Annotated in this window: 19 protein-coding genes, 1 pseudogene and 1 other annotated feature; of the genes and pseudogenes, 16 read left to right on the top strand and 4 right to left on the bottom strand. The window is 54.6% G+C overall.

The features are described from left to right. Nucleotides 1-16 precede the first annotated feature (16 nt). Nucleotides 17-196 (bottom strand): pleiotropic regulatory protein RsmS, encoded by a 180-nt coding sequence (gene rsmS, locus ACLQ7H_RS10510; protein WP_411752608.1) that lies wholly within the window; start codon nucleotides 194-196, stop codon nucleotides 17-19. A 132-nt stretch (nucleotides 197-328) separates the two neighbouring features. Next, nucleotides 329-865 carry a primosomal replication protein PriC gene (priC, locus tag ACLQ7H_RS10505; protein WP_411752607.1) on the bottom strand — a complete coding sequence of 179 codons (537 nt, stop codon included), beginning with the start codon at nucleotides 863-865 and terminating at the stop codon, nucleotides 329-331. A 365-nt stretch (nucleotides 866-1,230) separates the two neighbouring features. Between priC and ACLQ7H_RS10500 the strand changes: the two genes are divergently transcribed. From ACLQ7H_RS10500 to ACLQ7H_RS10425, 16 genes and pseudogenes are all read left to right on the top strand, one after another. Next, on the top strand, nucleotides 1,231-2,562 hold the full coding sequence (locus ACLQ7H_RS10500; protein WP_411752606.1) for an MFS transporter: 1,332 nt from the start codon (nucleotides 1,231-1,233) through the stop codon (nucleotides 2,560-2,562). Between the two features lies 1 nt (nucleotide 2,563). Next, a pseudogene (locus tag ACLQ7H_RS10495) lies at nucleotides 2,564-3,535 on the top strand (aminoimidazole riboside kinase). Beyond that, nucleotides 3,536-4,576 (top strand): ADP-ribosylglycohydrolase family protein, encoded by a 1,041-nt coding sequence (locus ACLQ7H_RS10490; protein WP_411752605.1) that lies wholly within the window; start codon nucleotides 3,536-3,538, stop codon nucleotides 4,574-4,576. A 59-nt stretch (nucleotides 4,577-4,635) separates the two neighbouring features. Then, nucleotides 4,636-5,370 (top strand): GntR family transcriptional regulator, encoded by a 735-nt coding sequence (locus ACLQ7H_RS10485; RefSeq protein ID WP_411752604.1) that lies wholly within the window; start codon nucleotides 4,636-4,638, stop codon nucleotides 5,368-5,370. 74 nt (nucleotides 5,371-5,444) lie between these two features. Beyond that, the gene (locus tag ACLQ7H_RS10480; RefSeq protein WP_411752603.1) at nucleotides 5,445-5,825 is read left to right on the top strand and encodes a DUF454 family protein; all 381 of its coding nucleotides are present in this window, start codon (nucleotides 5,445-5,447) and stop codon (nucleotides 5,823-5,825) included. A gap of 147 nt (nucleotides 5,826-5,972) precedes the next feature. After that, nucleotides 5,973-6,524, top strand: a complete 552-nt coding sequence (gene apt, locus ACLQ7H_RS10475) for an adenine phosphoribosyltransferase (protein WP_248944716.1) — start codon at nucleotides 5,973-5,975, stop codon at nucleotides 6,522-6,524. A 190-nt stretch (nucleotides 6,525-6,714) separates the two neighbouring features. Beyond that, the gene (locus ACLQ7H_RS10470) at nucleotides 6,715-7,653 is read left to right on the top strand and encodes an Rpn family recombination-promoting nuclease/putative transposase (RefSeq protein ID WP_411752602.1); all 939 of its coding nucleotides are present in this window, start codon (nucleotides 6,715-6,717) and stop codon (nucleotides 7,651-7,653) included. A 422-nt stretch (nucleotides 7,654-8,075) separates the two neighbouring features. After that, nucleotides 8,076-10,028, top strand: a complete 1,953-nt coding sequence (gene dnaX, locus ACLQ7H_RS10465) for a DNA polymerase III subunit gamma/tau (protein WP_411752601.1) — start codon at nucleotides 8,076-8,078, stop codon at nucleotides 10,026-10,028. Continuing rightward, nucleotides 9,361-9,425 (top strand) — a sequence feature (DnaX frameshifting element). It overlaps the preceding gene by 65 nt. 40 nt (nucleotides 10,029-10,068) lie before the next feature. Continuing rightward, nucleotides 10,069-10,398, top strand: a complete 330-nt coding sequence (locus ACLQ7H_RS10460; protein WP_025122516.1) for a YbaB/EbfC family nucleoid-associated protein — start codon at nucleotides 10,069-10,071, stop codon at nucleotides 10,396-10,398. After that, entirely contained in the window at nucleotides 10,398-11,003 is a 606-nt protein-coding gene (gene recR / locus ACLQ7H_RS10455; protein WP_024484410.1) for a recombination mediator RecR, read from the top strand. Before ACLQ7H_RS10460 ends, recR begins: the two co-directional genes overlap by 1 nt. A 141-nt stretch (nucleotides 11,004-11,144) precedes the next feature. Further along, a complete protein-coding gene (gene htpG, locus ACLQ7H_RS10450; protein WP_411752600.1) occupies nucleotides 11,145-13,010 on the top strand; it encodes a molecular chaperone HtpG in 1,866 nt (621 codons plus the stop codon). A gap of 247 nt (nucleotides 13,011-13,257) precedes the next feature. After that, complete coding sequence (adk, locus tag ACLQ7H_RS10445; RefSeq protein ID WP_411752599.1) at nucleotides 13,258-13,902, top strand: adenylate kinase; 645 nt, start codon at nucleotides 13,258-13,260, stop codon at nucleotides 13,900-13,902. 112 nt (nucleotides 13,903-14,014) lie between these two features. After that, nucleotides 14,015-15,148: a sugar diacid recognition domain-containing protein gene (locus tag ACLQ7H_RS10440; RefSeq protein WP_411752598.1), complete on the top strand. Its 1,134-nt coding sequence runs from the start codon at nucleotides 14,015-14,017 to the stop codon at nucleotides 15,146-15,148. A 135-nt stretch (nucleotides 15,149-15,283) separates the two neighbouring features. Continuing rightward, the gene (locus ACLQ7H_RS10435; RefSeq protein ID WP_411752597.1) at nucleotides 15,284-16,432 is read left to right on the top strand and encodes a glycerate kinase; all 1,149 of its coding nucleotides are present in this window, start codon (nucleotides 15,284-15,286) and stop codon (nucleotides 16,430-16,432) included. Between the two features lie 126 nt (nucleotides 16,433-16,558). Continuing rightward, a complete protein-coding gene (gene hemH / locus ACLQ7H_RS10430; protein ID WP_411752596.1) occupies nucleotides 16,559-17,521 on the top strand; it encodes a ferrochelatase in 963 nt (320 codons plus the stop codon). A 111-nt stretch (nucleotides 17,522-17,632) separates the two neighbouring features. Beyond that, nucleotides 17,633-18,937 (top strand): inosine/guanosine kinase, encoded by a 1,305-nt coding sequence (locus ACLQ7H_RS10425; protein WP_411752595.1) that lies wholly within the window; start codon nucleotides 17,633-17,635, stop codon nucleotides 18,935-18,937. Between the two features lie 50 nt (nucleotides 18,938-18,987). Here ACLQ7H_RS10425 and ybaL read toward each other — a convergent pair whose 3' ends face one another. Then, a complete protein-coding gene (ybaL, locus tag ACLQ7H_RS10420) occupies nucleotides 18,988-20,679 on the bottom strand; it encodes a YbaL family putative K(+) efflux transporter (protein ID WP_411752594.1) in 1,692 nt (563 codons plus the stop codon). Between the two features lie 225 nt (nucleotides 20,680-20,904). Next, nucleotides 20,905-22,125, bottom strand: coding sequence for an MFS transporter (locus ACLQ7H_RS10415; RefSeq protein WP_411752613.1), 1,221 nt, complete (start codon nucleotides 22,123-22,125; stop codon nucleotides 20,905-20,907). Nucleotides 22,126-22,155: the final 30 nt, after the last annotated feature.

Genomic DNA, 22,155 nt, shown 5'->3' with positions numbered 1-22,155 from the left:
CGCAAGCGGGCCAAGATCATTGGCCCGCGGGCAAATACGGTGAGGTGATGCCCGCACGCTGCATCTTTTCCTGATAATCTTTTCTGACGATATCCAGCGCGGCCAGCGCCGTTGCTGGATCGATCTCGTTACATTCCAGCAGGTAAATCAAGTCTACCGCCAGTTGTAATTCTGGGGAGGCATTATCTAGCGACATAAGTCCAACGTTTGTATTAGTGAAGGGATCTTCCCGTGTTTTAAACGCAGGAGAGACGAGATTGTGCTTGGGCTGAGTATAGTGAACCTGGCGCGGGGAGGGGAATAATCATTAAAATAATGTGACAAATATTCAAAAACCGTTTTCTTTTCGCTCGATGCTGCGCTCTATACGTGCCAATGCTTGCCGACAACGCACTAATCTGCCTTCAAATGCGGCCAGTTCCTGCTGTAATTTTTTCTGCGCGGCGAAGGTGGTTTGTTGCCCTAACAGGCTTTCGCGATCCTGGATCATGGCGATCAGGCGGCGTTCATAATCCTGATGTTCGGCGAGCTTATGATACAAATCGACCACCGCCACTTCCTTTGGCTGATTTTTGCGCCGTATCGTCTGGGTCGCCATTTCGCGCTGTAACGCGGTGAGCTGCGCCACCAGCTTTTCCGCCAGAAAGGCAACGTGGGCGGTACGGCTGTCTTTTACTGCCGTTTGTAGCTGGGCAAAGTTCTTTTGTATCTCGGCCAGATAATCTCGTAACCGCGTGCCGTGGTTGGAGAACAGCGCTACGTCAAAACGTGCCTGCGAGATTGGGGCATCACCTCGCGGTTGGATTTCGCTGGCCAAGGCGGCGATCTGTTGTTCAAGCGCCTGTAATAAGCGGTGCGTAGTCACGTGAGATCCTTCGATAAGGCAGTAGGTGCCTAAGCTTGCCCGTGAAAGGGCGATCAGACAAGCGGCAAATGTCTTTCTGCCAAACCCGCACCGGGAGCGGTCAGATGCTTTTCGCAGGATCCTATCGAGTGAAATCTTTGTGATGACGATCAAAAAGTATAATAGTATACCTTTATGTTTTTTGCTTTAAGGGTACACTGAATCTGTGCCAACATTTCAGGGAAAATTATCCACCGTTGAACAAGGCGGAAGATAACTGCCGTTCGGATAAGCGTTATGTGGCATTAGCGATTTGCATTAACCCATGAAAATGACCTGTTGTTAACAGGCGACATCGTTAACAGATCTCAAGAAAAGGTGCTCACATGAAATTATCAGTCCTCGAAAAGATAGGATTTGGCGCCGGTGACATGGCTATTAATATCATTATTATCGCCATGCAGTTATTACTTGCGTATTTCTACACCGATATCTATGGTTTACATGCCGCCGATGTTGGCGTCTTATTTGTGGTTGTGCGTTTGATTGATGCGATTATCGATCCGCTCATGGGAGTGTTAACTGATAAAGTCAACACCCGCTGGGGGCGCTATCGTCCCTACCTATTGTGGTTCGCCATTCCGTTTGGCTTTGCCGTTTATCTGATGTTCATCACGCCAGATGTGGATTACACCGCGAAATTGGCATGGGCCTACTTCACCTATATTTTAATGACCGTTATCTATACGGCGATTACCATCCCCTATATTTCCATGATTGGGGTCATTACCGACGATCCACTGGAGCGGTTGAGTGCCAATGGTTACCGGTTTGTGATGACTAAAATTGCGGCGTTCCTGGTGACTATTGTAGTGCCGTTGATGGCCGTGTGGCTTGGTCAAGGTAATAAGGCTCATGGTTATCAACTCTCAATGGGATTGATGGGCGTGATGGGAGCGGTGCTGTTCATCTTCTGCTTTATGACCACCCGTGAACGCAGCCGCCCGGAAATTCCCACCATGCGCCTGCCCGAGCAGTTCAGGCTGTTGCTGCGCAACGATCAGTGGTTACTGTTGGGCGTAGTGATCATGTTACTGATGTGCGGCTATGTTATCCGTGGTTCCGTGGCTGCCTACTATGCCAAGTATTACCTTGAAGGTGGGGATGCCCTGATTTCCCCGTTCCTGACCGTAGGGGTCGTGGCCTCGATACTGGCCATGATCTCCACCACCTATATCACCCGGGTGTACGACAAAATAAAGCTGTTCCGTTATACCCAGTTGATGACCTTTGTTTTGAGTCTGGGCATGTTTTTCCTGGTTGGACAAAATAACCTGTGGTTGGCATTCGTATTTTATTTCCTGATTAACTACTTCTGCGATATGCAGATGCCGATATTCTGGTCCTCGATTGCCGAAGCAGTAGATTATGGCGAAAACAAGACGGGTAAGCGGGTTTCCGGTCTGGCATTTGGCGGCATTTTATTTTTCCAGAAGTTTGGTATGGGGATCGCCGGTGGGCTATTAGGCTTCCTGCTGAGTCATTTCGGCTATCAACCCGACGTGCAGCAGACGGCCAATGCATTAACCGGCATTGCCATGATGATGACGATAATTCCGGCATTATTCCATTTAATCATCGGCCTATTGATGAAACGTTATGTCATTAATAATCACTATTACGCTGAATTGAAACTGGCCTTGGCCAAGCGAGGGTGAGATGAGCAGCAACAACAAGGTATGGGTGATTGGCGACGCTTCGGTTGACCTGGTGCCTGACGATCAACAGCGTTATCTGAAATGCCCCGGCGGCGCGTCTGCCAACGTGGCGGTGTGTGTGGCCAGACTGGCAGGGCAGTGTGGGTTCATTGGCCGCTTGGGGCTGGATCCAGTCGGCCATTTTCTGGCACAGACCCTGCGGCGCGAAGGGGTGGATATCAGCAGTCTACGGCTCGATCCTGCGTTGAAAACCGCCGTGCTGATCGTTTCGCTGGAAGAGGACGGTGAGCGCTCCTTCAGTTATCTGGTGACCCCCAGTGCCGACAGCTTTGTCTGTGAACAGGACCTGCCGGTTTTCGCTGCCAATGAGTGGTTCTACTTCAATTCGATCGGGTTAATCCGGGAGCCTTCGCGTAACGCCTGTCTGGCAGGAGTACGCCAAATGCAACGAGCAGGAGGCTCGGTGTTGTTTGACGTCAATCTGCGGGAGGCAATGTGGGACCAGCCGGAGGAAATTCTGCCGCAGGTGACCGCCGCCATTGCGCAAGCCGATATCTGCAAGATTTCTGCCGATGAGTTGTGCCGTCTGTCGGCCCAACCGGACTGGCGCAGTGCTCGTTACTACGCCCGTGATTTGGGGTGTATGACGACGGTGATCTCGCTCGGTGCCGAGGGGGCTTATGTCATTCATCAGGGGCAAGAACAGTATTTTCCGGCTATTGCGGTAGAGGTTATCGATACCACGGGAGCTGGGGATGCCTTTGTTGGCGGCTTGCTGAGCTGCCTGGCACAACAAGAAGATTGACGTCATGAGTCACTGGCCGATGCCCTGTTGACCGCCAATTATTGCGGCGCAGCGGCGGTGACGCAGAAAGGTGCCATGACCGCTTTACCTACTGCCGGGCAACTGGCTGATTTTTATGCGGCCTCATCCTGCCAGGCTGCTGTTGCAAATGACACCGAGGAGACTTGAATGAACGCAAATTATGACAAAGTACTGGGTTGCCTGATCGGCGCAGCTGCCGCCGATGCGATGGGAGCGGCGACAGAAGTACGCACTCAACAACAAATCAAGGAAACTTTTGGTGGCTGGGTGACGACCTTTCTAAAGCCTCCGGCGGATACCTTTGGCCGTTGTAACGAGGCTGGGATGTGCACCGATGACTTCCTCCAGGCGAAATACATTATGGATGCTCTGCTGGCCCATGGGCGTCAGGTTTCTGATATGGCAATGCGGGAAGCTTTCCAACGTTGGCTGGATTATCCATTTTATGCCAACTTTACCGGCCCCACGACCCGCGCGGCGATGAAGGCGATTTTTAACGATAATCGCGCTTCTTTACAGGGTGAGCTGGAAGGCGAGAAGCAGTCGGTGCAGATTATCAACGGAGGCAATGCTGCTGCGACTAACGGTTCGGCGATGAAAATCTGGCCAGCAGCGGTGTTGCACCCGGCAGAGATTGATCGGGCGATCCAGTGCGCTCTGGATATTGCCCGCTTTACCCATAACAACGTGTTGGCGATGTCGGGGGCTGCGGCCATGGCGGCGGCGATCAGCGAGGCCTTATCCACCTCGGCCAGCCGTGACTCGATTATTGTCGCCGGCATTTATGGCGCCGATAAGGGGTTGGCTCTGGCTGCCGAACAAGGCGCGGCAGCGATAGCAGGGCCATCCGTGGGGCGGCGAATCGAGTTGGCCGTCACCATTGGCAAACGCCATCTGCACTGGGAAACGGCGATCGTCGAGCTCAACGATATCATCGGCACCGGGTTGCATGTCAGTGAAGCGGTACCGGCTGCATTTGGCCTATTCGCCTGCTGCGCCACCAATCCGGTTGATGCTATTGTTTCCGCAGTGAATATCGGCAATGATACGGATACGGTTGCTACCATGGTAGGTGCCATCTCCGGCGCATTCCACGGTGCAGCAGCATTGCCCGCAGACTACCTGAGTACATTGGATCGCATGAACCACTTCTCTTTGGAGGCGTTGGCGGGTTCAATCACGCACTAAGTGCCAGATAGGGGGAAGGGGGCGTGCTCTTTCCCCTGTAAACAAGATGAGGTCATCCGGTGGTGGTAGACAAGGCGAGCTATACGCCGCTGTATAAGCAGTTGTATTCGATCATCTGTCATCAGATCCTCGATGGCACATACAGCCTGGGCGATCGCTTACCGACGCAAAAGGAAATTGCGCGCCAATTTGATGTTTCGCTTATTGTCGTCAAACAGGCCTGGAACGATTTGGTGAACAGCGGGATCATCGTCTCGCAGCGTGGCACCGGTTCGGTGGTGAATGCGCTGCCGGAAGGGGTCAGCTATGGGCACACGTTTCGCGGTATTACCTCCGACCTGAGCTTTTCCCAGATACGCATAGAAAATCAGATCCTGATGGTGGCACCACGTAGCGCCAAAGAGGCGTTGCTTGATGGGCTGAATCTGCCAGCCAAGAACAAGTATCTGTTTATCTCCCGCGTGCGTTATGCCAAAGGCAAGCCGTTCAACCACGAAAAAATTTACATTAACCTGTCGTTCTTCCCCGGTTTGCAACTGGTGCCAGAGGATTTGGCACAACAATCGCTCTATCAATTGCTGGAAAATCGCTATCAGATCACCATCGGTTCCGCGGTGGAGAAGATTGACGCTGTTATGCCTTCGCCTGAATTATGTGAACGCTTGCAGATTAGTGCTGATATGCCGCTGTTATCGGTCGCACGTCAGACGTTCCTCCGCGATGAGAATGAACCTTTTGAATATTGTCGCTATAGTGTCTTATCAGACTACTTCGGTGAAATTCATTATCAGTAATGCGCTATTGGTGATTTTTGCAGTGGGCCGCCAAGCGCTAGGGTGCCACCAAATAGCGGTGAAGAAGAGACAGCATGACTCGTTGGTTGTTGATTATACTGGGGTGGTTGGCCGTCGTGCTGGCAACGTTGGGCGTGGCGCTGCCGCTGCTGCCAACGACTCCATTTCTGTTGTTGGCCGCCTGGTGCTTTGCACGCTCTTCACCGCGCTTTCACTATTGGTTGCTGTATCGCTCGTGGTTTGGTTCTTATTTGCGCCATTGGCAACAGCATAAGGCGTTACCGCCCGGAGCCAAGTGGAAAGCGGTGCTGCTCATTATACTGACGTTTGCCGTTTCCCTCTGGCTGGTGAAGCTGTGGTGGGTACGAGGTGTACTGCTGGCGATCCTGGTTATTTTACTGACCTTTATGCTCCGACTGCCAGTTATTGACCTGTCGCAACAAAAACAGCGCTGATCGTGCGGCGTCAGTTGCATTTATCCGCCATTTTGCATAGATTTGGGCGTTTTCGTGCGCAGGTTTCCTCCCGCCGTTTTTTTGTTCAAGGCGTGGCAGTTGATGGCCTGTGTGGAAGTTACCAGGAAGTTTTATCAGGCAATAACTATGACCGCGACTGCGCAACAGCTTCAGTATATTAGAGACAGTATCAAAACCATCCCCGACTATCCGAAGCCGGGCATTCTGTTCCGTGACGTGACCAGCCTGTTGGAAAACCCGCTGGCGTATGCTTCCAGCATTGAACTGCTGGTTGAACGTTACCGCGATACGGGCGTCACCAAGGTGGTGGGTACTGAAGCGCGTGGTTTCCTGTTCGGCGCACCGGTGGCGTTGGCGCTGGGCGTTGGCTTTGTGCCGGTTCGCAAACCGGGCAAATTGCCGCGTGCGACGCTGAGCGAAAGCTATGAGCTGGAATACGGCACCGACAAGTTGGAAATTCACACCGACGCCATCGTTGCTGGCGACAAAGTTCTGGTCGTTGACGATCTGCTGGCCACCGGCGGCACGATCGAAGCCACCGCCACGCTGATCCGCCGCCTGGGTGGTGAAGTGACAGATGCGGCATTTATTATCAACCTGCCGGATCTCGGGGGCGAAACGCGCCTGAATAATCTGGGTATTGATTGCTACTGCCTGCTCGACTTCGCCGGGCATTGATACTTTCGATAGACAACCCCGTGGTTCGCTGCGGGGTTGACGTTTAACAGCTACATCCCCGCATTCTCTACTGTCTTCTATTCTCATCAATTCATTGCTGAAAACGTCAATCCTCTGGCTCGCGGCAACGTTTTAACCTACGGCCTCATATGATAAAGTTCATTCAGGAATGGTTGGAAAGTGAGCGATTATGAAAGAAAACAGCAAACTCAATTTACACGATGCGGTATTCAAACAGTTTCTAATGCACCCAGGGACAGCACAGGATTTCCTCGAAATCCATCTGCCAGCAGAGCTACGCAAGATTTGCGACCTCAGCACTCTGAAGCTTGAATCCGGTTCTTTTGTTGAGGACGATCTACGCCAGTATTTCAGTGATGTCCTCTACAGCCTGAAAACCACGGCGGGTGATGGGTACATTCATGTGCTTATCGAACATCAGTCAACACCAGATCAACATATGGCCTTCAGGCTGCTGCGTTACGCCATTGCCGCCATGCAGCGTCATCTTGCGGCTGGACACAAAAAGCTACCATTGGTTGTTCCGATATTGTTCTACACCGGTAAACGTAGCCCGTACCCGTATTCAACCAACTGGCTGCAGAAGTTTGACGATCCTGAGCTGGCGAAAAAGCTCTATGGTACTGATTTTCCACTGGTGGATGTCACCGTTATTCCCGACGATGAAATCATGAATCACCGCAGCATGGCTGCACTCACACTGTTGCAGAAAAATATCCATCAGCGCGATATCGCGGAACTGACTGGCCGGTTGGCGACTATCCTGCTGGCGGGATATCTTTCTTCGCAACAGGTGATATCGTTGGTACACTATTTAGTACAGGCTGGCGAAACCGCCGACGCTGAAGCCTTTGTACGCGAGCTGGCACAACGAGTGCCCGAACACGGAGACGAACTAATGACTATCGCACAACAGCTGGAGCAGAAAGGCATCGAGAAAGGCATAGAGAAAGGCGTTCAGATTGGCGTCGAGAAAGGCCGCGAAGAAGGCGTTCTGCTAGGCAAGCTGGACGTAGCCCGTAGCCTGCTAAAAATGGGCATGGCACGTGAAGCCGTGCTTGAGGCAACGGGATTGACCGAAGACGAACTGGCCCAGATCCGCCACTAAATCTTTAACGGCTGGCGTTCGTTGGCCGTTCCAATATGGCGCTATTTTCAGCAGCGACTGGCCACTTGATGGTTAGCTAAAAATGCAAAGACCCAGTTTCAGGCGGCAGACAAAACCTCATCGATAGCTCTTTACTGTCAAACACCGCATAAATTCTGTCAGGCAGATTCTTTTCCTTTCACCTTTGCCAAGGTGTTTCCCTGTTATTAACTAGCCCCCAAGCTCGCGTCTGGCAAGCATGATGCAAAGTTATAGGAATGACGGCGGGCGTACTGTTACACTAACGTGTGAGTGGCTGTCAGACGATAAAAGGGTATCGGTTCAACCTCGGTACCCAGCAGGCTGCACACAGGGCAATGTCCTCGACGTTGTGATGTACTACTTGGGTTGAAATTACTCCATAAATCAGTGATGAAGTCTTAATGAGCTATCAGGTTCTTGCCCGTAAGTGGCGCCCCCAAACGTTTGCAGAGGTTGTCGGACAAGAGCATGTCCTGACGGCGCTGGCTAATGGTCTCTCTCTGGGGCGGATCCATCACGCCTATCTGTTCTCCGGCACGCGCGGCGTGGGTAAAACCACCATTGCGCGGCTGCTGGCCAAAGGTTTGAACTGCGAAACGGGCATCACCGCGACGCCCTGTGGCCAATGTGATAACTGCCGCGAGATTGAACAGGGGCGCTTTGTCGATCTGATCGAGATCGATGCTGCCTCCAGAACCAAAGTGGAAGATACTCGCGATCTGCTCGATAACGTGCAATACGCCCCGGCGCGTGGCCGTTTCAAGGTTTACCTGATCGATGAAGTCCACATGCTCTCGCGCCACAGTTTCAATGCGTTGCTGAAAACGCTGGAAGAGCCACCCGCGCACGTCAAGTTCCTGCTGGCGACCACCGATCCACAGAAGCTGCCAGTCACTATTCTTTCCCGCTGCCTGCAATTCCATCTTAAAGCTATGGACGTGGAACAGATCCGCATGCAGTTGGAAACCGTGTTGCTGGCAGAGCACATCACCAGCGATGCCCGCGCGTTGCAACTGTTGGCGCGAGCCGCCGATGGCAGCATGCGTGATGCCCTCAGCCTGACCGATCAGGCGATTGCCATGGGGCAAGGGCAGGTGACGACCGACACCGTCAGCCAGATGCTGGGGACGTTGGATGATGAGCAGCCGCTGGCCATCCTGGAAGCCCTGGTGAGTGCCGACGGCGAAAAAGTGATGGCGCAGGTCGCCCAGGCGGCGTCACGCGGTGTAGATTGGGAAAACCTGCTGGTGGAAACGCTAGCGCTGTTGCACCGCATTGCGATGGTACAACTGCTGCCCTCGGTGCTGGATAACCACTACGCCGCCATTGAGCAACGGTTGCGTGAGCTGGCGCGCACCTTGCCGCCCACGGACGTGCAACTTTATTATCAAACCTTGCTGGTTGGCCGCAAAGAGCTGGCCTATGCCCCTGATCGCCGTATGGGCGTCGAGATGACTCTGCTGCGCGCGCTGGCGTTTCATCCAAAAGCGGTGATCCCAGAGCCAGTGGCCATGGTGCAGATCGCTCCCGCACAGCCGCAGGGGAATATGGCCGTTGCGCCGTCTTCCTCCTATCCGGATACGCCGCCTCCGTTAGGGCAGGCCGCGCCGTCGCAGAATAGTCAACCAACGAATTTACCGGATGCTACCGCGCAGCTACTTAAAGCGCGAACCCAGTTGCTGCGGCAACAGGGGGCATCCACAGCAAAAAAGAATGAGCCGGCGGCGCCAGGAATAGCGCGGCCGGCTAACTCGGCACTAGAGCGTCTAGCCTCGGTAACCGAACGCAGCCAGAAGCGTCAGGCCGAAAAGATCGTGACGGAGAAACCGGCCAAGCCGGAGGCCTATCGCTGGCGCGCGCTAACCGAACCTGAAGCAGCGCCAGAACCGCGGGCTACACCAAAAGCGTTGCGCACGGCGCTCGAACATGAAAAAACGCCTGAGTTGTCGGCTAAACTGGTGGTTGAGTCCATCGAGCGCGATCCTTGGGCGGCAGAGATCGACCAGCTAAAAATACCGAAACTGGTGCAGCAACTGGCGCTAAATGCCTTTAAGCAGCAACTGGCACCGGACAGCATTTGTCTCCACCTGCGGTCTTCGCAGCGTCATCTGAATTCGCCTTCGGCGCAGAAGACGCTTGCGCAGGCACTCAGTGAGTTACATGGCCGCACGGTTGAACTCAGCGTGGTGGAAGACGATAATCCGGCGGAGCGGACTCCGCTGGAGTGGCGGCAAGCCATTTATGAAGAAAAACTGGCACAGGCTCGCCAGTCCATCGTTGCGGATACCAATATCCAGACCCTGCGTCGGTTCTTCGATGCAGATCTGGATGAAGAGAGTATTCGCCCTATTTAACGCGGCGCACAGTGCGCAGCCAATGCTATGAGAGACGACTATGTTTGGTAAAGGCGGTATGGGTAACCTGATGAAGCAAGCCCAGCAAATGCAGGAAAAAATGCAGCAGATGCAGGAAGAAATTGCCAAGTTGGAAGTGACTGGCGAATCCGGCGCTGGTCTGGTGAAAGTGACCATCAACGGGGCGCACAACTGCCGCCGGGTGGAAATCGACCCAAGCCTGATGGAAGATGACAAAGAGATGCTGGAAGATCTGATCGCTGCGGCGTTCAATGATGCGGCACGTCGTATCGACGAAACCCAGAAAGAGAAGATGGCGTCGGTTTCCAGCGGGATGCAGTTGCCACCTGGCTTTAAGATGCCGTTCTAATGCAAACCAGCCCGCTCCTTGAATCATTGATGGAGGCACTGCGCTGCCTGCCGGGCGTTGGCCCGAAGTCGGCGCAGCGTATGGCGTTCCAACTGCTGCAGCGCGATCGCAGCGGTGGGATGCGGCTGGCACAGGCGCTGACCCGTGCCATGTCGGAGATCGGCCACTGTGCCGATTGCCGTACCTTCACCGAGCAGGATACCTGCACCATCTGCAATAATGTGCGCCGCCAGCAAAACGGCCAGATTTGCGTAGTGGAGAGTCCGGCGGATATTCATGCCATCGAGCAGACCGGCCAGTTTGCCGGGCGCTACTTTGTGCTGATGGGCCATCTGTCACCGTTAGACGGCATTGGCCCTGGCGATATCGGCCTGGATCGGCTGGAGCAACGGCTGGAGAAGGAAACCATCACCGAAGTGATCCTGGCCACCAACCCGACGGTGGAAGGGGACGCCACGGCCAACTACATCGCCGAGATGTGTGGCCAATATGGCGTACTTGCCAGCCGTATTGCCCACGGAGTTCCAGTGGGTGGTGAACTGGAAATGGTGGACGGCACCACGCTGTCACACTCCCTGGCCGGACGCCACGCGATCAAATTCTGATGTTTCTTTACGGGGCAGCCCTCTGCCCCGTAATCAGTTGACAAAAAATTCCCCACCAGCCGCTTGAAAAACCTCACAGTTAACCCCATTTAATCCCCATGTCCGATTTGGTCGTTACTGTCTTTGAGGTAATCAATGAGTATGAAAGGTCAAGAAACCCGTGGGTTCCAGTCTGAAGTCAAACAACTGCTTCATTTGATGATCCATTCGCTGTACTCCAATAAAGAAATCTTCCTGCGTGAGCTGATCTCCAACGCTTCCGATGCGGCGGACAAGCTGCGTTTTCGCGCGCTTTCCAAGCCAGAATTGTATGAAGGTGATGGCGAACTGCGCGTGCGTCTGTCGTTTGACAAAGAGAAGCGTACCCTGACGATTGCCGATAACGGCATCGGCATGAGCCGCGAAGAAGTGATCGAAAACCTGGGGACGATTGCCAAATCGGGTACCAAGGCCTTCCTGGAGTCTATCGGTTCTGACCAGGCGAAAGACAGCCAACTGATCGGTCAGTTCGGCGTAGGCTTCTACTCGGCATTCATCGTGGCGGACAAAGTCACCGTACGTACCCGTGCAGCCGGTGCTGCGGAAGATCAAGGGGTGTACTGGGAGTCTGCCGGTGAAGGTGATTACACCATCGCCGATATCAGCAAGGCCGATCGCGGCAGCGAAATTACCCTGCACCTGCGTGAAGGCGAAGACGAATACCTCGACGGTTGGCGTCTGCGCTCGGTGATCGGCAAATATTCCGATCACATTGCGTTGCCGGTAGAGATCGAAACCAAGAATGAAGAAGACGGCACCGTCACCTGGGAGAAAATCAACAAGGCGCAAGCGTTGTGGACTCGCAGCAAAGCCGACGTGACCGAAGAAGAGTACAAAGAGTTCTACAAGCACATTGCCCATGACTTTACCGATCCACTGAGCTGGAGCCACAACCGGGTGGAAGGTAAGCAGGAGTACACCAGCCTGCTGTACATCCCAGCCCAGGCGCCGTGGGATATGTGGAATCGCGATCACAAACATGGCCTGAAGCTGTACGTTCAGCGTGTGTTCATCATGGATGACGCTGAGCAGTTCATGCCGAACTACCTGCGCTTTGTGCGTGGCCTGATCGATTCCAACGATCTGCCGCTGAACGTATCGCGTGAAATCCTGCAGGACAGCCGTGTTACCCAGAACCTGCGTGGTGCGCTGACCAAACGCGTATTGCAGATGCTGGACAAGCTGGCCAAAGACGATGCAGAAGCCTACCAGAAGTTCTGGCAGCAGTTCGGTATGGTACTGAAAGAAGGGCCAGCGGAAGACGGCGGCAACAAAGAGGCCATCGCTAAACTGTTGCGCTTTGCTTCTACGCACAACGACAGCTCGGCGCAAACCGTCTCGCTGGAAGAGTACGTTGGCCGCATGGCCGAAGGCCAGGACAAGATTTACTACATCACCGCCGACAGTTATGCCGCCGCCAAGAGCAGCCCGCACCTGGAGCTGTTCCGCAAGAAAGGTATCGAAGTCCTGCTGCTGTCTGATCGCATTGACGAGTGGATGATGAGCTACCTGACCGAGTTTGACGGCAAGGTATTCCAGTCGGTCAGCAAAGCGGATGAAGCGCTGGATAAACTGGCGGATGAAACCGAAGAGCAGAAAGAAGCCGAAAAGCAGCTGGAGCCGTTTATCGAGCGGGTCAAGACGCTGCTGGGTGAGCGCGTGAAGGACGTGCGCCTGACGCATCGCCTGACGGATACCCCGGCCATCGTTACCACCGATGCCGACGAGATGAGCACCCAGATGGCCAAACTGTTTGCCGCTGCGGGGCAAGCTGCGCCGGAAGTGAAGTATATCTTCGAGCTGAACCCGGAACATGCGTTGGTCAAACGCGCATCCGATGTGGGCGATAACGAACAATTTGCCGAATGGATCGATCTGCTGTTGGATCAGGCCCTGCTGGCCGAACGCGGTACGCTGGAAGATCCAAACCAGTTTATCCGCCGCATGAATAAGCTGTTGTCCGCTTAATCAGAAAAATACGCCCCAGACCCTAGGGTTTGGGGCGTAATCTCTTCTATTCCCGTTAAATTTTTCTACTGCTTGCCTCGTTTCAGCCCGATCTTTCCGCAACCGATTTCCTCTCGCTACCTTGAGCCACCCCCCTCAGAAATGGTAAGGTTGAGTGTTCTCGAAATTTAATAAAAACTCAAACCCGATAGACTTCCGGCCGCGGCCCGAAGAATGAAGGGAAATACATAGCAAGGGGATTTACGCAATGCGTATCATTCTGCTGGGCGCTCCAGGCGCAGGTAAAGGCACTCAGGCTCAATTCATCATGGAGAAGTACGGCATTCCGCAAATCTCCACGGGTGATATGTTGCGCGCAGCCGTGAAGGCCGGTTCTGAACTGGGCAAAAAGGCCAAAGAAATCATGGACGCCGGCAAGCTGGTGACCGATGAGCTGGTTATTGCGCTGGTCAAAGAGCGTATAACCCAGGAAGACTGCCGTAACGGTTTCCTGCTGGACGGTTTCCCACGCACCATTCCACAGGCCGATGCGATGAAAGAAGCCGGCATTAAAGTGGATTACGTGCTGGAGTTCGACGTGCCGGACGAACTGATCGTCGATCGTATCGTTGGTCGCCGCGTGCATGCGCCATCTGGCCGCGTGTACCACATCAAATTCAATCCGCCGAAGGTGGAAGGGAAAGACGACGCCACCGGCGAAGAGCTGACCACCCGTAAAGACGATCAGGAAGAGACCGTGCGTAAGCGCCTGGTGGAGTACCATCAGATGACCGCACCGCTGGTGTCTTACTATCATAAAGAAGCCGAGGCGGGCAATACGTCCTACCACAAGATCGATGGCACCCGTAAGGTGGCAGAAGTGAGCGCTGAGCTGGCGGCCATTCTGGGTTAATCGGTGTTACAGCTGTAAAAAACGCTGGGCTGGCTGTTGCTGCCCGGCGTTTTTTTTTGCCGCTTCATGCTAGCTTACGCAGGCCACCATTTCGTTCGACAGGAAGAGCCGTATGCCCAGGCAGACAAATTTTTTGCAAGAAGCGACCGCGCGCCAGATCGTACAGCGTGCGATGAGCATCATTCACCATTCGGTTAACGTGATGGACAGCAACGGCGTCATTATTGCTTCAGGCAACGCCTCGCGCCTGTATCAGCGCCACGAAGGGGCGGTACTGGCCCTGACCGAAAACCGGGTAGTGGAGATTGATGAGGCAACGGCACAACATCTGAAAGGCGTGCAGCCCGGCATCAATCTGCCATTCAGTTTCCGCAATCAACTGGTCGGTGCGATTGGGGTTTCCGGCGATCCAGCTGAGGTGCGAGCCTATGGCGAACTGGTAAAAATGGCGGCGGAGCTGATGGTGGAACAGGCCGCGATGCTCGATCAACATCAGTGGGAAAAGCGTTACCGGGAAGAATTGGCTAACCAACTGCTGCAAGGGCACAGTGAACCCGGTTCGCGCGAGGCGATGGCGGCCTATTTAGAGTTGGATCTGCAACAGCCACGCATTGTCTGGTTGCTTGAGCTGTATGAACCGCAGCCGCAGGCGCTGAGAGGCTTGCTGGCAGAGCTGGAGATCACCCAGCGTGAGGCGCTTATTACCCTGACCAGCTTTAATGAACTGGTACTCCTGCGTCCGGCCTGTATGAAACAGGGTGCGTGGGACGTGCTGCAGGAGCGCAAGCTGGCTCAGCAGCTCCAACATGAGCTCCAGCAACGCTTTGGCCTGCGGTTGATCGTCGGGGGCTTTTACAGTGGTGATGAGGGCGTCTACCGCTCCATCCAGACCGCGCGGGCAGTGCAAACCATGGCGCACCGCCTCAAGTTGCCCCAGCATACGCTGTTTTATGATGACTACCCGCTGCCCTCGCTGCTGTGTGATTTGGGGGAGGATTGGCGAGCCCAGGAGCTTTCCCGGCCCTGGCAGCAATTGAGCGCCCTGGATGAGAAAGGGATGCTGAGAAACACGCTGCGCCACTACTTCAATCATAATTGTGACCAAACCAAGACTGCGGCGCAGCTGCATATTCACGTTAACACCCTGCGTTACCGTCTACAGCGCGTTGAGAAAAATACTGGCCTAAAGATCAATCAATTGGCGGACGTCTTGCAGCTGTATATCGGCATGTTGATGCAGGATTGAATTGTGTAAATGCACAAAATAACCTTATTTTTTACCGTTTTGTTTGTGTCTATCGCTAAAGAATTTCCGTTGTCGGCAGGGTATGGTATTCACTAACCGATGCAGTGGCATCCTCTGAAGATTAAGGCACAGTCGATGAACACCCTAAAGAAAGTGGTAATTGCCCCCGACTCCTTTAAAGAGAGCCTGAGTGCTCAGGGTGTCGCAGAAGCAATCGAACGTGGTTTCCAGCAAATTTATCCGCAGGCACACTACGTCTTGCTGCCCATGGCAGACGGAGGCGAGGGCACCGTTGATGCGATGGTGGCCGCAACCGGTGGGGAAATCATCGATGTGCAGGTAAGCGGGCCGCAGGGCAAACCCACCGCAGCGTTTTATGGCCTGCTGGGGGAAGGGAAAACCGCCGTTATCGAAATGGCGGCAGCGTCAGGGCTGCATCTGGTGGCGGGTGACGAACGCGATCCGTTAGTGACCACCAGCTTTGGCACCGGTGAGCTGATCCTGGCAGCACTGCAACGCGGTGTGCAGTCGATCATTCTGGGCATTGGCGGCAGTGCAACCAACGATGGTGGGGCAGGCATGATGCAGGCGCTGGGGGCTAAACTGCTTGACCATCATCATCAAGAATTACGGCCCGGTGGCGCTGCGTTGGCGCAACTGGCACGTATCGATCTCAGCCAGTTGGATCCCCGCTTGCAGCAGGTGAAGATCACGGTAGCCTGCGACGTGGATAATCCGCTGTGTGGCGATCACGGGGCTTCAGCGATCTTCGGCCCACAAAAAGGGGCCACGCCGGAGAAGGTGCAGCAACTGGATAAGGCACTGCATCATTACGGCACGCTGCTGGAGCAAACTACTGGGCGCGAGGTATTACAGGTACCTGGCTCGGGCGCGGCAGGGGGCATGGGGGCGGCATTAATCGGTTTTCTGGCAGCAGAACTGCGGCCAGGCATTGAAATCGTGATCGAAACGCTGCATCTGGAAGACGCGGTACGTGATGCCGATCTGGTGATCACTGGCGAAGGGCGGCTCGATAGTCAGTCGATCCACGGCAAAACCCCGATCGGCGTTGCGCGGGTAGCTAAACGCTACCAATTACCGGTGATTGCCATTGCCGGTAGCCTGTCAAAAGATTATCAGGTGGTGCATCAACACGGCATCGACGCCGCTTTCTCTGTTATCGACCGCATCGTGACGCTGCCAGAGGCGCTGGCAGATGCGGCCCATAACCTGGAAATCACGGCGCGCAACGTGGCTGCCGTCTGGCAGTTGGCGCAAAAATAACCCCGTTCAACCTGTTACTGATATAGGTTCCGGTCTGGCGCTTTTCCGTTACAATAGGCCGCATGAGTGGCTGTTAATACGCTGAGAAATAACAGGGTATTTGCCGGGAAGGACAAGGGGATCGGAATGAAACAAGAGAAGCACGGGGTATTGCTGGTGAATTTGGGTACGCCAGATGCACCTACCCCGCAGGCGGTAAAACGCTATCTGAAAGAATTTCTCAGTGACAGCCGGGTGGTGGACACTGCACCGCTGATCTGGTGGCCAATTCTCAACGGCATCATTCTGCCGATCCGTTCACCGCGAGTGGCAAAACTTTATCAATCCGTCTGGATGGAAGAAGGCTCACCATTGCTGGTCTACAGCCGCCGCCAACAGCGGGAGCTGGCGGCGCGTATGCCCAATACCCCGGTTGAATTGGGCATGAGCTACGGGTCACCCAGCCTGGCACAGGCGATCGACAGCTTATTGGCGCAGGGCGTGACCAATCTGGTGGTGTTGCCACTGTATCCACAATATTCGTGCTCGACCAGCGCTGCAGTCTGGGATGGTATTGCGCGGGTGCTGAAAGGCTATCGCCGCCTGCCATCGATCGGCTTTATCCGTGACTATGCCGAGCACCCAGCGTATATCCTGGCCTTGCAGCAAAGCGTTGAGCGGGCGTTTTCCGAACACGGTAAGCCCGATCGTCTGGTGATGTCGTTCCACGGTATTCCCAAACGCTACGCCACCCTGGGCGACGATTACCCGCAACGTTGCGAAGATACCTACCGCGCGCTGGCGGCGGCCATACCGCTGGCCCCAGATCGGGTGATGATGACCTATCAATCGCGCTTCGGCCGGGAGCCTTGGCTGACGCCGTACACTGACGAAACCCTGAAGAATCTGCCAGCGCAAGGCGTGAAGCATATCCAGCTGATTTGCCCCGGTTTTTCGGCAGATTGCCTGGAAACGCTGGAGGAGATCAAAGAGCAGAACCGCGAAATCTTCCTGGCGGCGGGTGGCGAGAAGTTTGAATACATCCCGGCACTCAATGATGACGCCGCCCATATCGATATGATGCAACAACTGGTAGGACAACGGCTGTAATCAAGCCGGCTTTTCACCGCTCGGCTGGCAAAATGCTCACGTGAAAGCGCAGCAATCAGGCAGGAATGTGCTAACATTCCTGCCTGTTCACCGCAACTCACCGCCAATCACATGAAATTTCCTGGTAAACGTAAATCCAAACATTATTTTCCGGTCAACGCTCGCGATCCGTTATTGCAGCAGACACAGCCAGAAAATGAAGTCAGTACCTCTTATGTCGTCGGTATCGATCAGACGCTGGTGGATATCGAAGCTAAAGTGGATGACGCGTTTGTCGAACGCTACGGCCTTAGCCTGGGCCATTCGCTGGTCATTGAAGACGACGTTGCCGAGGCGCTGTATCAGGAATTGAGTGACAATAACCTGATCACCCATCAATTTGCCGGTGGCACCATCGGTAACACCCTGCACAACTACTCGGTATTGGCGGACGATCGTTCCGTGCTGCTTGGCGTGATGTGCAGCAACGTCAAAATTGGCAGCTATGCCTATCGCTATCTGTGCAACACCTCCAGCCGTACCGATCTCAACTACCTGCAAGCGGTGGATGGGGCCATTGGCCGCTGCTTTACGCTGATTAACGAGAGCGGCGAGCGCACCTTTGCCATTAGCCCAGGCCAGATGAACCAGCTACGCCCGGAAAGCATTCCTGAAGAGGTGATCGCAGGAGCTGCCGCGTTGGTATTGACCTCCTATCTGGTGCGTTGCAAACCCGGTGAGCCGATGCCGGAAGCCACCATGCAGGCGATCGCGTTTGCCAAACAGTATGATGTGCCGGTGGTACTGACGCTGGGCACCAAGTATGTCATTGCGGATAACCCGGTGTGGTGGCGTGATTTTCTCAGGGAACATGTCTCCATTCTGGCAATGAACGAAGATGAGGCGATGGAACTGACCGGGCTGAGCGATCCACTGATGGCTTCAGAGATGGCATTGGACTGGGTAGATTTGGTGCTGTGTACCGCTGGGCCAAACGGTCTGTATATGGCGGGTTACACCGAAGAGGCCAACAAGCGTGAGACTCAGCATCCGCTGTTACCGGGCCATATTGCCGAGTTTAACCGCTTCGAATTCAGCCGTGCGATGCGCCGTGAAAGCTGTGAAAACGCGCTCAAGGTCTATTCGCATATCGCCCCGTATATGGGCGGCCCGGAAAAGATCATGAATACCAACGGTGCGGGCGACGGTGCGTTGTCTGCGCTGCTGCATGATATCGCGGCTAACGGCTATCACCGTAACAACGTGCCAAACTCCAGCAAGCATGTGCGTAGCTACCTGACCTATTCTTCATTGGCGCAGGTATGCAAATATGCCAACCGTGTTAGCTATCAGGTGCTTAACCAGCACTCGCCACGTTTGACCCGTGGGTTGCCGGAGCGGGAAGACAGTCTGGAAGAGTCTTACTGGGAACGGTAACCAACAACCGGTAAGAGCGCTGTTTTAGCGCTCTTACCGGCTTAATGGCTTCAGATTGGGCAGGCGGCCAGCTTCTCTTCTGCCGACAGCGAATCCAGCTTGAGGATATTCAACATGCTGTTGGCGATCTCGCGTTCACCCATCACCACCTGATCGGCACCCCGGTCGGAAATATACGAAACCTCGTCGTCGTAATGAGCGCGGGCGATTATCTCCAGAGTAGGGCGCTTGGTGCGGGCCGAGGCCACGATCTCACCGGCTTCATAACCGTTGGGAATGGTCAGCAGCAACCAGCGAGCGCAGTCGAGCCTTGCCAGTTCCATGATCTCAGGATTGGCCGCATTGCCTAACACCGCTTTGATCCCTTGAGCGCGCAGGGCTTCAACCCGAGGGCGGGAGTTTTCTATCACCACCATCGAGATGCCTTCTTCGGTCAGCTTGGCCCCTAACAGGCTGCCAACCCGGCCATAACCCACGACGACGGCATGATTGCAGATATCGACCGGGATCTGCTTCTCTTCCTCTACCGCTTCTTCCAGGATCTGATCCTCGATGGTTTCCGTCTTGGCCAGATAGCGCTCCAGCAAGGTAAACAGCAGTGGGTTGAGCATGATTGACAGGATCGCCCCGGCCAGCACCAGATTACGGCCATGCTGATCCAGCATGCCCAGCGTGACCCCCAATCCGGCCAGGATAAAGGCGAATTCACCAATCTGCGCCAGGCTGGCGGAAATGGTCAGCGCGGTGCGCTTGGAGTGGCCGAACATTTTGACCAGCGCGAACGCCGCCACCGATTTACCAAACAGAATAATCGCCAGCGTTGCCAACACCGCCAACGGTTGGTTGATCAGGATCATCGGGTCGAACAGCATACCGACCGAGACAAAGAACAGCACCGCAAAGGCGTCACGTAGCGGCAGCGTATCGTGCGCCGCGCGGTGGCTCAGTTCCGATTCGTTCAACACCATACCGGCAAAGAAGGCACCCAGGGCGAATGAGACGTCAAACAGGCCGACAGCGCCGTAGGCAATACCCAGCGCCAGTGCCAGCACCGCTAGCGTAAACAGCTCGCGTGAGCCGGTGCTGGCGGTTTTTGCCAGGATCCACGGCACCACACGGCGGCCGACGATAATCATCAGCGCGATAAAGGCGATAACCTTGCCAATGGTGATGGCCAACTCGGTGAGCAGTTGCGTGGTGCTGGCGGTATCGCTGTTGAGCATATTGGCAAACGCCGGCAGCAGCACCAGGGCCAGCACCATGGCCAAATCTTCGACAATCAGCCAACCGATGGCGATCTGCCCGCGTTGGCTGTCGATCAGTTGCCGTTCTTCCAGGGCGCGCAGCAGTACCACGGTACTGGCGGTGGACAGACACAGGCCGAACACCAGGCCGGAAACCAAATCCCAGCCCATCAGTTTGGACAACCCCATCCCCAACACCGTCGCGACGGCGATTTGGGCAATGGCCCCTGGGATAGCGATATTTTTTACAGCGAGGAGATCTTTAAGCGAGAAATGGAGACCAACACCGAACATCAGCAGGATCACCCCAATCTCCGCGAGTTCCGGCGCTAACGAGGTATCAGCGACGAAACCGGGGGTAAACGGGCCGGCAAGGACGCCTGCGGCCAGATACCCTACCAACGGGGAGATGCGCAGGCGGTTTGCCAGCATTCCGAAGAGGAAGGCGAGTACTAACCCTCCAACAATAGTGGTGATCAAGGGTGTTGAATTATGCATCCATACTCCTCTGGTTGTGCTCACGGATGTTACGAAAGGATACATTTAGTTTATTGCATTTGTGCGTTCATTGCTTAGCTAATTTAGGGTTTTGTGTAAAAAACCAGACTATTCGTCTATTTTGGCAGAAGGAAGGTGAATTGTGGCGTAATTAGCCGGATTAAATGGGGTTGTAGAGTGGATAACCCGGTTTAACCTCTGCGCTAAACCGGGGTGCTGTCAGGGTTACTGCTGGTTATGCTCCATATTTGGTAGTAATGCGGTGATTATGCCGATAAGCGGCAGGAATGCACAGATTTGATAAACCAGTTCGATGCTGGTCAGATCGGCGACATAACCAAGTACTGCCGCACCTAACCCGCCCATACCGAAAGCAAAACCGAAGAAAAGCCCAGAAACCATCCCCACTTTGCCGGGGATCAGCTCTTGCGCATACACCAGGATGGCCGAGAAAGCCGAGGCTAGAATAACCCCGATGATTACCGTCAAAATCCCGGTCCAGTAGAGAGAAGCATGGGGTAAAGCCAAGGTAAATGGGGCCGCGCCCAAGATAGAGCCCCAAATTACATATTTACGCCCGAACTTGTCACCCAGAGGCCCGCCAATGATGGTTCCGGCCGCTACGGCAAACAGGAAGGCAAACAGATGGAATTGGGCATTCTGGACCGAAACGCCGAACTTATGTATGAGATAAAAGGTGTAATAGCTGCTAATGCTCGCCAAGTAGAAGTATTTGGAGAATATCAGCACCAGCAGGATGCTTAAGGAGAACACGACGGTACGTTTGGGCAGCGGTTTGACCAAGGAAGCGGCTTTTGGCTTGCCTTGAGCCGCCCGATGTTGCTGCTGATACCATTTACTGACCTGTAACAAGACCACTATAGCCAGCAGCGCAGCCAGTGAGAACCAGGCAACATTGCCCTTGCCGTAGGGGGCGATAATCAGCGCGGCCAATAGCGGGCCGAGGGAACTGCCGAAGTTGCCACCCACCTGGAACAGCGACTGGGCCAAACCGTGCCGCCCACCGGATGCCATGCGCGCGACGCGGGATGACTCAGGATGGAACACAGAGGAACCAGTACCCACCAAAGCGGCCGCCAGTAGCACCAGAGGGAAGGTATTGGCCACCGAAAGCAGCAGTAAGCCCGACAGAGTGAATCCCATGCCGATAGGCAGCGAATAAGGCTGCGGGTGTTTGTCGGTGTAGTAACCAATCAGCGGTTGTAGCAGCGATGCGGTGAGCTGATAGGTCAGGGTGATCATCCCGATCTGCACAAAGCTGAGGCTAAAATCGGCTTGCAAAATCGGGTAAATCGCCACGATCAGCGATTGCATCATATCGTTAAGCAGGTGAGAAACGCTGATAGCACCGAGAATAGAGAACGCAGTGCCTTTGGCCGCGCTGCGGGTTACCGGTGGAATATCCGTTTCACTACGGTCAGTCATATTATTATTAGCCTGGTAAGTGAGAGAGGA

Origin of the sequence: Serratia sp. (in: enterobacteria) (genome assembly GCF_046715635.1) — a bacterium.
Classification (GTDB): Bacteria; Pseudomonadota; Gammaproteobacteria; order Enterobacterales; family Enterobacteriaceae; genus Chania.
This window is presented reverse-complemented; position numbering and strand designations above follow the sequence as displayed.